Annotated in this window: 9 protein-coding genes; all 9 read right to left on the minus strand. The window is 57.4% G+C overall.

Annotation, left to right across the window (positions count from 1 at the left end; translation table 11 throughout):
- Positions 1-48: 48 nt before the first annotated feature.
- The 9 genes from ACN0YF_RS11335 to ACN0YF_RS11375 all read right to left on the minus strand — a co-directional run bounded on the left by ACN0YF_RS11335 (position 49) and on the right by ACN0YF_RS11375 (position 12,168).
- Entirely contained in the window at positions 49-495 is a 447-nt protein-coding gene (locus ACN0YF_RS11335; RefSeq protein WP_417494464.1) for a thioredoxin domain-containing protein, read from the minus strand.
- Between the two features lie 79 nt (positions 496-574).
- Positions 575-1,135 (minus strand): pyridoxamine 5'-phosphate oxidase family protein, encoded by a 561-nt coding sequence (locus ACN0YF_RS11340; RefSeq protein ID WP_417494465.1) that lies wholly within the window; start codon positions 1,133-1,135, stop codon positions 575-577.
- A gap of 41 nt (positions 1,136-1,176) precedes the next feature.
- Entirely contained in the window at positions 1,177-2,478 is a 1,302-nt protein-coding gene (gene purB, locus ACN0YF_RS11345; RefSeq protein WP_417494466.1) for an adenylosuccinate lyase, read from the minus strand.
- 584 nt (positions 2,479-3,062) lie between these two features.
- The gene (locus ACN0YF_RS11350; protein WP_417494467.1) at positions 3,063-3,863 is read right to left on the minus strand and encodes a hypothetical protein; all 801 of its coding nucleotides are present in this window, start codon (positions 3,861-3,863) and stop codon (positions 3,063-3,065) included.
- 72 nt (positions 3,864-3,935) lie between these two features.
- On the minus strand, positions 3,936-6,629 hold the full coding sequence (locus tag ACN0YF_RS11355; RefSeq protein WP_417494468.1) for a DEAD/DEAH box helicase family protein: 2,694 nt from the start codon (positions 6,627-6,629) through the stop codon (positions 3,936-3,938).
- 4 nt (positions 6,630-6,633) lie between these two features.
- Positions 6,634-8,535, minus strand: a complete 1,902-nt coding sequence (locus tag ACN0YF_RS11360; RefSeq protein WP_417494469.1) for a site-specific DNA-methyltransferase — start codon at positions 8,533-8,535, stop codon at positions 6,634-6,636.
- 121 nt (positions 8,536-8,656) lie between these two features.
- Entirely contained in the window at positions 8,657-11,383 is a 2,727-nt protein-coding gene (locus ACN0YF_RS11365; RefSeq protein ID WP_417494470.1) for a hypothetical protein, read from the minus strand.
- Positions 11,380-11,754 (minus strand): hypothetical protein, encoded by a 375-nt coding sequence (locus ACN0YF_RS11370; protein WP_417494471.1) that lies wholly within the window; start codon positions 11,752-11,754, stop codon positions 11,380-11,382. Before ACN0YF_RS11370 ends, ACN0YF_RS11365 begins: the two co-directional genes overlap by 4 nt.
- A gap of 12 nt (positions 11,755-11,766) precedes the next feature.
- Positions 11,767-12,168 carry a hypothetical protein gene (locus ACN0YF_RS11375; RefSeq protein ID WP_417494472.1) on the minus strand — a complete coding sequence of 134 codons (402 nt, stop codon included), beginning with the start codon at positions 12,166-12,168 and terminating at the stop codon, positions 11,767-11,769.
- Positions 12,169-12,501 lie beyond the last annotated feature (333 nt).

The raw sequence follows: 12,501 nt of genomic DNA on the forward strand, positions 1-12,501 counted from the left end.
CCGGGAATCAAGCCTGAATTCCGGCGATCGCTTGCGGGGCCGGCAGGCCTAGCCAGCCGCCTCTTCACCCGTCGTCACTGACAGCCAGCGGTCGATTGCTTCGCGGATATGCTCGCGGTCGTAATTGGTGGTGACAATCTCGAACACCGTGCCGGTCTCGCGGTCCATCAGGACCAGGAAACCGGTGCGGCCGACCATCTGGTCGTAGAGCCCGGTGATATCGGCCTCCACGGCCAGGTCGCGCACGCGCTCACGCTGGCCGAGCGTGAAGTCGAAGCGGATGAATTCAATCGCCGCGTCTTCATAATCCGGACGGACATCATCGATCCGCGGTTCCAGGATCCGGCACGCCCCGCACCAGGACGAGCGGAACATCGCCGCCACCAGCCGCGGCCGTTCCTCAACCGCTTCGGCCTGCGCCGCCCAGTCGCCGCGCAGAAAATTGGGACCGAGAAACACACCCAGCAGGGCGAGGACGATGAGGGCGGTGCGCATGCGGGAACTCCGTGTCGTTGCTGGGCGAAGGATAGGCGGCCGCCAGCAAATTGCCACCCGGGTCGCCATCACACTCGCGTTACGCCTCCTCCGCCTCCGGCCGCACCAGCCCCGGCAGGCCATCGATCGACAGCGCATTGCTGACATAGCGGCGCTCGCGCCATTCCTCCTCGGTGCGGTGTTCATTGGTGCGGATCAGCTGGTCGCGTTCGCCCTTGAACTCATAGAGCGGCACGCCCCAGCCGCAGCTGTCCTGGATGCGCGAGATGCGCGCCGTGATGACGGCGCGCGCCTTGGGATATTTCGGGAAGAGGGCGAGTTTCTCGTCAAAGCCCGGATCGTCGAAGCACACCGCATGGCCCTTGCCATAGAGGCGCAGGATATTGGCGGCCCCCTCCATGGCGCAGAACATGAAGGTGATGCGGCCATTCTGGCGCAGATGCGCCACGGTCTCGATGCCCGAACCGCCCAGATCGAGAAAGGCGACTTCATGGGGGCCGAGAATGCGGAATGTGTCATGGCCTTTCGGCGACATATTCACATGGCCATGGCCCGACGGCGCGGTGGCGACGAAGAACATTTTCTGGGCCTCGATAAAGCCCGTCACCCGCTCGTCAATGCTGTCGTAGACCTTGCTCATGGATGCCTCCTCCGCTTGCCCGGAGGATAGGCATAGTCGCGTCAGTCGGCAAACACTCGCGCAAAGATCGTGTCGACATGTTTGAGGTGATAGGCCTCGTCGAAACAGGCTTCGATCGCCGCATTGCTCATATGGGCGGTGACCTCGGGATCGGCCTTGAGGTGATCGACCAGCTGGCCGCCTTCATCCCAGGTTTTCATCGCATTGCGCTGGACGAGGCGATAGCTGTCCTCGCGGCTCACGCCAGCCTGGGTCAGGGCCAGAAGCAGGCGCTGGGAATTGTGGATACCGCCCTGGGCGTCGAGATTTTCCTGGCAGCGATCGGCGTGCACGATCAGGCCTTCAACCATGCCGGCACAGCGCTGCAGCGCAAAGTCGAGATGGCCATTGGCGTCCGGCCCGATACCGCGCTCGACGGAGGAGTGGGAGATATCGCGTTCATGCCAGAGCGCGACATTTTCCATCGCCGGGGTGACGGCCGAGCGCACCAGGCGCGCCAGCCCGGTCAGGTTTTCGGTCAGGATCGGATTGCGCTTGTGCGGCATGGCCGAGGAGCCCTTCTGCCCCTTGGAGAAATACTCCTGCGCCTCGCGCACTTCGGAACGCTGCAGATGACGCACCTCGATGGCGAGATTTTCAATCGCCGAGGCGATCAGGCCGAGCGTGGCGAAATAATTGGCATGACGGTCGCGCGGGATGACCTGGGTCGAGATCGGCTCGACGGAAAGGCCCATCGCGTTTGCGACATGCTCTTCGACGCGCGGATCGATATTGGCGAAGGTGCCGATGGCGCCGGAAATGGCGCAGGTGGCGATCTCATCGCGGGCGGAAACAAGCCGCGCGCGATTGCGTTTGAACTCGGCATAGAAGCGGGCAAATTTCAGCCCCATCGTCGTCGGCTCGGCATGGATGCCATGCGAACGGCCGATACAGACGGTGAATTTATGCTCCATCGCCCGGGTCTTCAGCGCCGCCAGCACCCGGTCCATGCCCTGCAGGAGAAGGTCCGCACTGTCGCGCAGCTGCACGGCCAGGCAGGTGTCGAGCACGTCCGACGAGGTCAGGCCCTGATGCACAAACCGGCTCTGCTCGCCGACATGTTCACCGAGATGGGTCAGGAAGGCGATGACATCATGTTTGACCTCGGCCTCGATCTCATTGATCCGCTCGACATCAAATTCGACATCCTTCGCTGACCACACCGCCGCCACCGCCGATTGCGGCACCACACCCAGCTCCGCCAGCTTCTCGGTCGCATGCGCCTCGATCAGATACCAGATCTTGTACTTGTTCTGGTCCGACCAGATGGCGGCCATTTGCGGGCGGGTATAGCGGGGGATCATGGGCGGCTCCGTCGGCGCGTTGTGAGCAAGCGCGGGAAATGCGTCACAGCGCGGGAAAGGTCAAGGGGAGGGGGCGGACCCGGACACTCAACGCCCCTCCTTCTCCCACGGGGAGAAGGTGCCCGAAGGGCGGATGAGGGGGGTAACACCGAGGTCGGCGATCAGCGGGCGGTATCAGTCCTGAGCCGTTCACATGGCCCGCCTCCCCCGCCCTGCCGGGCACCCTCTCCTCGCGGAGAGGGAAGGGGGCGAGCGAAGATGAACAGAATTATGCGAAATGGAGAGCCCTGTCTGCCAGCCTGCCATTGCGCCTGCGGGGGGGTGGAGCCGCATGCAGGCTTGTGATTTCGCGGATGGCAGGGCCGTGGCACCCTGTCACCGGCTGCCATTCACGGTCATGCTCAGCGGTCGCCCGGCAGCGAGAAATTTTGAAGCGCCAACAATGTCAAAGAGCGAGGTTGGCGCGACTATAGCGCAGGTGGCGCGGGGGCGGATTGGCTGCCCGGAACAAGTCTCACCCGCCCTTCGGGCACCCTCTCCTCGCGGAGAGGGAGGGGGTATAGAGAAGTCCGTCGAAAAATGTGCTAGCCGGGGCGGCGCGTCGCCCGGCTCCTCAACTTGCCAGAAACCGGATCTACGAATTCACCAAGCTCGTTCCAGCATTCGAGGTCCTTCATCAGAATTGACGGATCGACCTTCACGCCGAACAGGAAGTGATCTTGTCCTCTAAGAAAAATGGCTGGCTTGGCTACTCCCCGTGTGCCGAGAGATACCATTTGGATTGGGCCGCCTGAGAATGGGTCATCATTTTCATCGATTACATCCGCCAACGCTTTAAAGAACGTGTTGGAGTATCGGACGCCATTCGGTGAACCAGTGCGGCTCCATAATCGCTCTTCGAAGCTTTTTCCTCCGCTGCCGAATGCGCCAATCTCTAGAGCAGTATCGGATTCCAATCTGTCGACCAGTTTAAGCCGAACATGGGTCCAGATTGTCGTCGAAGAATCAAATTCCGAATGCCAGGCAACGAATCCGTGTTCCTCATCGTAGAAACAGTGGAGGATTTTCAGATCAAGATGAAGGTGCCGGAAGTAGCCTTGGGAGGCCGACTCCATAATTTTCTCACACACCTGCCTCTTCTGTGTGGCAGTCATCCGCCGAAGATTGGTGTAATCCACTGTGCTCGCGATTTGCGAGAGCAAGCTCGTGCCCAGGGTGCTGTCCCCGGCATATCCAAAAACGTCTGCTGTGTTCTGGCACGCGAAGATCTTACGACCGGAATCCCAAGTACCATGCTGTCCAAATGAAAGACGACTATCGCTTGCTATATTCATTGCCGAGGGGCTTTGGTTTTGCTTGGACAGCCAAATCGCCACAGTTGTCATTGTGCGAACCTATCTTGAGTGGCGTTTTGCAGCATTTGATCTCACTATGAGAGGGCGTGGAGAAGCGGTCTTCTACGGTAGCTCACTCGCCTGCGTGACTACACGATAAGAGACGTCCAAGGCGTCGGTGAAGTGTCGCTTCCCGCACAAGATCTTTCGCTTTTCGTCAGGGCGGAGGTCATCGAGGTTGTGCGTGCCTTTGGTTTCCCGGACAAAATACAACTTTTCGCCTTCACTATCCGGGTCATTCATGACGATGGCCCAATCAGGGTTGTATCGCCCAACAGGAGTATCGACGGTGAACCAGCTAGGCAATTTTATGTAGAGCTTGACGTCGGTGCGCTTTTCCAAGGCTTCGATGAATGGCCTCTCGACGCCCTCCGAATCCCATTGCACGCCGTTGTACAAATGCGTCCCGCCAACACCGCCTACTTCCGCACTCGGGACTATACAGTCTTCCCAAGTCTCGATTTCCTCCACGAATTGTGTCTGCTCATACCAAGTTCCGTCTCTCTCGTACTTGATGCCACGCACCATCTGCTCAGCTAATTTACTTTTGAGGATGCTCACAGCTTTGACGGCAAAGTCGTGCGGATTTTCGGTGGCTTCGTGCTTTTTTGTAGTCTTCTGAAAGACCTTCAAAAGCGTGCTCCGGGAGAGCCTCATCGACGGAGAGGTATTCTCCATGAGGCTCTCCATCACTTCAATGAGGTTCGGGAGTGGGTAGCGCCCTACCAGATCAACAGCGGTTTTGGCAGCGCTTAGTGCGATGGGCTCAAAAAAGTCTTCCACCGCATCTACGCGGACATTAGCCTTGGAGATGGTGATGCGGGGTTTGCTGATCGTCGCGCCGTCAAGCTCGGCAACGGTTTCTTTCACTAAAGTCGCGGTATCGATCTTCACGGAGTACCGTGTCTTGTGCTTGATCTTCTCCCAAAGTTTCTTGAACTCTGGTTTCAGCAAAAACTGTTTGCGCAGCCTAATGGTTTTTCGCTTCCGCTGATTTGACGGAGGTGGGGGCACACCTTCCTTACCATACTCCCGTTCGATCTCACTTTGCAGACCCGAAACGAATCGTTCGTAGGTTTCGCTCGCGATTACGGTCAAAACGTTGATTTGTTCATCTCGAATGCGGTCGCCATCCTGGTTGACCGGCAGGCGCACACCACGACCAACCTGTTGGCGCCGCTCGGTCTCGCTGCCAACCTCGCGCATGGTACAGATTTGGAAGACGTTGGGGTTATCCCAACCCTCTCGTAGTGCGGAGTGCGAGAATATGAAGGCCACCGGTTCGTCGAAGGAAAGCAACCTCTCTTTTTCGCGCATGATGAGATTGAAGGCTTCGTCGTCCTGTTTGGTCTTGCCGGTACTGTCCAAGATTTCCGCCTCGCCGGATTTCTTGGTCTTTGTGGCGAAATAGGCTTTTTGTACATCGGCGGCTTTGATGTCTTTCCATTCGTCGTACCGCTGCTTGATCTCGTCAAAAGCTTTGACGAACATCAGCTTCAACTTGCCATCGTCGGGGGCGTAGTTGTCCACCTTGTCGATGAAGAACAGGGACAAGACCTTGATGCCGTGTTCCTTCAAGCGCCTCTGGCGACGGAAATGCTCTTCGATGGTGAAGGCGATTTGCGCCTCGAAGATCGCATCGCGGTCGGAGCCTTGTTCGCCGCCAAGGGCCAGCTCCTGATTGTTTGCGAAGCGGATGAAACCCGATCCGGGGTTGATCTCGTCAACGACGAAACCTTCGTATTCAGCGCGCCCCGTCTTCTCGACCAAACTATCGCCGCTTCGAACTGTGATGGGTTTTTCTTGGATCTTCCCGGTCGCCATGAGCTTGTGAACGCTCAGCTTGGCGCCAACGGTTCGCTTGGTGGCGTTCAGCTCTTCGACGCGCACAAAGGGTAGGTTCTCATTGTCCTGCTGAACCACCGATGCAACCTCGATCCGCTTCACCAGCCCTTGGCGGTAGGCATCGAACGGGGTTAGCCGATAGACCACGTTGTAAGCGTTGCGGTGGGTCGCGCTGTAACGCAGGGCGCAGATCGGGTTGAGCGAGGCCAGAGCGGAAACCGACAGATCACTTTCCATGTTTTGCGGTTCGTCCAAGATCAACACAGGCCGTGTTTCTTGAAGCTGGTAGATCGGCGGGTCCAGCCCCTCACGCGATTGGCGAATGACGGTCTCGGCGCGTTTGAAGGCATCGATGGTCATCACCATGATCTCGATGCCGTCAGACAGCGCGAAACCGGATACCTGGCTCTTGCGGGCGGAATCGTAAACGGTGAAGTGATACGGTGGCTTGCCGAAAAGCTTGTCGAAGTGGGGCTTGGTGATTTCCAGCGTCTTCTTCACGCCTTCGCGCACGGCGACCGATGGCACGACGATGATGAACTTGCGCATCCCGTAGGTCTCGTACAGGCGCAGCGCCGTGCGGATGTAGACATAGGTCTTGCCGGTACCGGTCTCCATTTCGACCGAGAAGTTGGGGAAGGTGATATCTTCCTCGCCTCGCAGGGTTTCAACCTTCGCGGTCAGCGTTTCCAGCTTGTCGTCTTGGTCCAGTCCTCGATCACCCTGAACTTTTTGCAGGTTGGCGAGGAGCTGGTCGGGCGTCAGGTCCAGCCGGTTGGGGACAACCTGAAAGGTCGCGCCAGTAGGAATTGTGAGCTGATTGCTAACGAATGCCTGACCGTCGAACAGGCCCACGACGCTCTCGACGGCATCGACCTGATATTCCTGATCGCTATCGAACTTGAACTTCATGGATTCAGATCACCTTCAACCGGCATTGCAAGGCGAGGTTGGCGGCGAGCGTGTCGTCCAGCGCGGTATCGCGGCAGACGAACATGTCGTCCTTGGTCAGGCCCAAGGAGGCGACGGCATCGAGCGTCAGTGCCTCGTCCAGACAGATGGTGAAGCTGCGATCCTCGTCGGACACGCGCCAGAAGGTCGGGCCAGTGCCGATTTCCAGCTCTTCGACCTTGGCGGCCAGGCTGTAGCCTTCGCGCAGGGCGACTTCCCAGATCACGTTTTGCGGCTGCCAGCCGGAGGCGAGACTGTCGGTGAAGGCCTCAAGCTGCGCAGCATAGACATCGGGATCTTTGGCCTCGACGCCGGTCCAGCGTTTCATGTTTCCGTTAGCGAGTTTGAATGCGCGGAGGCCCGAACCATTGCTTGCTTCAATGGCCAGAGCCGCACGCTTTCGGGAAAGCTCCGCTATGCTCCTGAAGCCTTTCTTGAAGGCAAAATGCTTTTCCTCGATCCGCTCAGCCATTTGAATCGAAATGCTTTTTCGGTCGGAGCCTTCCTTGGCATTCAGTCTTGCGACAGCCTCGGCAAGAGTTCCCGAACCGGCGAACAGGTCTAGAACCAGATCGTCATCATCGGTTGCAAAAGACGTAAGGCTTGCCAGCAAATCAACCGGCTTTGGATTGTCGAACAGATTCTCTTTAACGCCAAAAAGCCTCTTCACGTCGTATGTTCCAAGGCGTCCGTCCATAACAAGGACGCTTCTCAAGCTGTCCTGATAGTCCTGAACATATTTTTTGATCTTTACGATGCGTTTGTGGTCAGGGCCATATAGGATGAGTTCGTCCCTTTCCATCTGGCGAAATGTATCTTCAGGAAACCGGTAGCCATTTGCAGGCATCCGCATTGGCTGTTCTGTGTCAGGATGAATGACTTTGAATTCGTAGCCGCCCGGCTTTGTGTTGTGAACACTCTCTGAGCCTGTATAGATACCGTCTTGATCCACCCACTTATAGCGGGTGAGATTGCCAAGGGACTCCCTATTGTCCTTGATGAACGCTGCAAGTTCTTTTTCTATTTCTTCGGGGGTTTTGCCTTCTCCCTTCCTCGTTTCAAAAAAGTCTACGAGGATTTCTTTGGCGTCCGACTCTGAACTCTTCCAGCTCTGCGGCAAGTTAGCCTTCGATTTTGCATAGCAAACGATGAATTCGTTGTCTTTATTGATGAGGGTCGGGTTGTTGTCTGTAACGTTCTTCCAAGAAATGACACCGACTCGATTTTCTTCCCCAAGGATTTCATCAAGAAGCCTCAGAAGGTTGCTAAGTTCCTTGTCATCTATGCTAACGAATATGACCCCGTCATCCGTCAGGAATTGACGCGCCAGCGACAGCCTTGGATACATCATCGACAGCCAGCCGGAATGCAGCCGCCCCGCCGTTTCCGTCTTACTGGTGGTGTCGTCCCCGTCTTCGGTGCGCTGGCCCGTCAGTTTCAGATAGTGGTCCAGCGGGTCCGCGAAGTTGTCGGGGTAGATGAAGTCGTTGCCCGTGTTGTAGGGCGGGTCAATGTAGATGAGCTTTACCCGGCCAAAGTAAGACCGATACAGCACCTTGAGCACTTCAAGGTTCTCGCCCTCGATGAAGACGTGCTGAGCGTGATCAAAATTGATGCTGTTTTCCGGGTCCGGTGCCAGCGTGGCGGCAGACGGTGCCTGTAGCATCGCCATCGCACCCCGTTTGCCCGCCCAAGTGAAGGTGAATCGCTCCGGCCCCTCCTCCACTTTGTCGCCGAGCAAGACTTGCAGTGCCACAACGTCCAGCTTTCCATCCGAGAAGGCTTCAGGCACCGACGATCTCAAGCGGTCCAATAGCTCTTCACGTTGGTTTGGGGTGCTGCTGTCTATGAATTGCTTGTCGGTCATTCGCTGCAAACTTCTTTTCGCATTTCAAAACATTGGTGGGCGCGTGTCCTGTACGAAACACATGCGTCACATTTTCTTACTTCGGTCAAATCGCCAGGGTGGAACCCGGCAGACATTCCTCTTATGCTTTTTGGACTGAGATTTCGAGTAGCGCTGTGACCGTAGGGTCTGTCTTTTCCCCAAATTCTCCAACCCCGTTAGCTTCCTTCCCGATCAACACCACTCGCCTCGCTACCACATGCCGCCTTCGCGTCTCCCCTCGGTCATAAAAGTCCGCATTCTCGAATTTTGATTCCGGGCTGAGATGATAGCGCACAAGGGAGTCCTGATAGCTCTGCAGTAGGTTTGACGGCACCGGCTCCCCTGTTTCCCGGTCAAACGCCTGGGCGGCCGCCTTGGCCGGGTGTCGTTCAAATGGCGCGATTGGTTTGGGTGTGACCTGTTTGATCGGACGGCCGCGCCTGTTGGGATCGGCGGTGAGATCTTCGCGCATAGGCCGCTGCGTAGATGGAAGCGCGGAGAAGCTGGTCATGAAGCCGAACGGTTTGACCTGGTCCAAATAGTCTCGGCCTTCATTGTGGTGACGCATCCAGGCGAGCAAATCGGGGCTGGTTGCGCCGTACCGGCTTGCGGCTGGTTGAGCGAGCGCTGGGTGATAGTTGAGCGGTACGTAGTCCGGCTCCCCCTCAAGAGCGGCGCGAATGATGTGATACCAAAGATCATACTGCCAGCGCGACACGCCCATCTGGTCGAGGGGGGCGACGGGATCGGGCACGCCGGACGCGGGATCGTTCTCACCATAAGGGGCCACAAGATGGCCGAGGCCGTGCGCCGACGCCTTGCGTATTACCGGGCGGCCCTCTGCATCGGTATTGAAGAGTGCATAACGTTTGGACGAAACGGCATAGGCGTAGAGCGGTTCCAGCCTCCCCGTTTCATCGGCTGCATAGTTCACGTCTTCCATTTGCAGGATCGAGCCTGATTTGCGGTATGGGTTGAGCGGGTTGAACCACTCACTCACCCGATCAGCACGCAAACGGAATTCCGCACGGCTCATCCCATCCGGTCGGGCCATGGCAAGGCTGTCAGTGTCGCAGAACACCCAGCCCAGGCCTTGAGCCGACGCCTCGCTTTCCGCGAGCGCTAGCATGAGGCGGGCCGCACCAGTGATCAACGTGCCCAATAGCGGATGAAAGTATTTGCCCGGCTCCTCCAAGGCGGTGCTTTGCATATCTCCGATAAAGCCCGCCGGACCAAAGATGTTTAGGGGCTCCGGCTTTGGCGCGTTATCGCGCAAGATTTCGATAAAAATTCCATACGATGTTGAGTTAGCCAGAATTTTAATTGCCAACTGAATCGGGTCTTTATTGGCTTTGGCTTCGTCACGCAGATCAACCCAACGGGTAAAGGCATCATCCTTGTTGGGGTCAATGCGATAATCGGGATTTCCGAATAGTTCGATTGGTTGAAGCTCGCTTTGCGGCTTTCCCGGCGAAAAGCGAATAGCCTCCAAGATTTCAGGCGATTTTCCGCCAATGAACTTCGCGGCAACAACATCCGCAAGCGTGTACCAGATACCGCCGTCATAACTCAGGTAATTGAGCCCGATTGTGTTGACCTTGCCGTCATAGGCAGCCCGAACGGGTAGAACCTCCTTGTCCGGTCGCACTTTCACCAGGGTGATCAATTCTGACCAGGTCTCCCGGTGCTGAAAATCCGCTCGCGTCACCCGGTCAAGAAAGGCGCGTGTCTCGACCGTGGCGTCCGTCCAACTAAAGCCGTCCGCTATGACAAAGCTCCAGAGCCCCATAAGCGCATTGACGGTGGGATACATGGACTTGAAGTCGGTATAAATGACTTCCGTGACCGTCCGGCGAATTCGCACTTCTGCGCGGCCGCCATAAAAGGTGCTCATGATGCATCCGAATAACTCGCGCGGAACGTCCTGAGAGGCGAGAAGCGGGTCAATGCCCATTTCTTTGAGGTAGGCCTTACCGATACTCGCCTCACTGATGATCCGGTGGGCGGGGGTGGAAAGTCGGTGCTGACTGTATTGTTCAACCAGGGCCGCATAGCATTCCCAAGTCGCTTGGACATCGTCACGGGCGTAGTCGAGATACGTCTCTGTGAGCGGCCCTCCATGACTTTCGCTCGCGGCTTTGCGTGTCGGCACGTCGAGGGCTTCGCAAAGGCTTTCAAGCGTATGGCCTCTCGAAAGCAAAGCTGCGGCTAGGGTTTTCACATCGACAAAATAGCCTGTGTGGCGCGGCGTTTTCAGGCCGTGCTTGCGCATGCCGCGCGGGGTTTCCTGTTTCCATGGCGCTGAAAACTGGATGAGGCTCGCCCGTCTTGAGAGGTGCTTGACCTGAACGCGCGGTAGATGCCGGCTCTCGCATAGTTGGAAGGAAAACCCGCCGCGCATGCTCCCGCGAGCCGGGCCGTGGTGGATTGCGATGCGGGACAGGTCGAAGGGTAGATTAAACCCGGCAATCGACGCATTGAGCTCATAGCCATAGGCGACAAACACGTTCGCATTAAAATCCATCAGCGTGCGCAGGCGAAGGTTGCGGGACTCGCAGTAGGCCTTCAGGTCACTCTTTTCCGCGTCGCTAAGAGAACTCGCATCGAAGAAAGCGCCTTCCTCGAAGAGCTCCCCTTCATGGCGCAGCTGATAAAAGCCCACGCGCAAGGCTTGTGACGGATCGGTGCGGGTCTCGGTGTCGAATATGAGCACCCAGGGCGATGGTTCGTCCAAGCCCTTGCGGCCGCGGCGTTGCGCAACAGGTTTTCCATTCGGCTTTTCCGTATAGGCGCGAAGCGCAATCGTATCAGGTGTGGTGATACTCATTGGCCTACCTCCAGCTCGGAGGGCAGGACGTGCTCAGCCTGTTCGAGCAGCCATTCACCGAAAATAGTGAATGTTTCAGCGATCCGCTTGAACCATTCGGCGACCGCTAGCAGATAGCGCCCTATGGTCTCCATCGTCGGATTGTTGGTGATCGGCGCGTAGGAATAATCCTTTTCCTTGTCGCTTTCTTCCCGATGGCAGTTGGCGCACAGCACCCCGCCATCATCATGAAATCTACGCGGAGCAATGTGAGCAAATTCCATTGCAGCCGGGTGATCGGAATACCCGCAGGATAGGCAGATTGGATTGCGGGTCCGAAGCCGCTTGTAGTCGGCCTCACGGCGCTTGTTTATGTTGGTTGAACTCGTCATAGGTTTTTTCCTCTAACTGACGATTTGATAGATTTCGTGGAACGCAACTTCCTCCACGGCCGCGATGCGGTGGAGCGCGTTCGGATTGGTTTCAAAGGGATAGAAGCGGCCGTGAATATCGGTGAGGCCCTGGCCGCGAAGTTCGGCCAGAAGGGTGGTGTCATTGTTGCGCGTGAACCGGCCCTGCCGGTCCCAGGCCTGACCAGCTCTTGAGGCGGGCTTGAAGCCGTTCACGAAGATTTCTTGGACGCGTCCGTCGGTCTGAACAGGTACACGCCGCACGCGCGGATCGTGGACCGTCCAAACCTTGCCTTTTCGAAGGGCGAGGTTGCGCAAGCGGACGAACTTGCGAAGACGCTTTTCCGGAACACCGGCCTCACGAGCGGCCGCCCCGATGCCGTGCCCATCGCGCATGAGACGGATTGCGGCTTCAATTTCGGATGTGCTGTTCGGGAGCCGGGAAGCGTTGGACGCCAATGGCTCACCCTGACGGGGATGCCCACGTGCCTGGGCGTTGCTCAGCCCGCGCTCTTGCCCTCGCTCCAGGCGGCGACGGTATTCGTCTTTGTAGTCTCGGCACTTGGAGGCCATCGGGTCTAACCCTCGTTTGAAGGTTTGACTCTTAGCCTCATGAGGAATCCGGTATTGCCCGGATAAATGTCACTTGTATTTGGTGCACCCCAATGACCCCCGAAGAACTGCAGCGCGCCTTGGAGGCCAAGGGACGGACAATTTCGGACCGAGTCC

Source organism: Maricaulis sp., assembly GCF_048270265.1.
Classification (GTDB): Bacteria; Pseudomonadota; Alphaproteobacteria; order Caulobacterales; family Maricaulaceae; genus Maricaulis.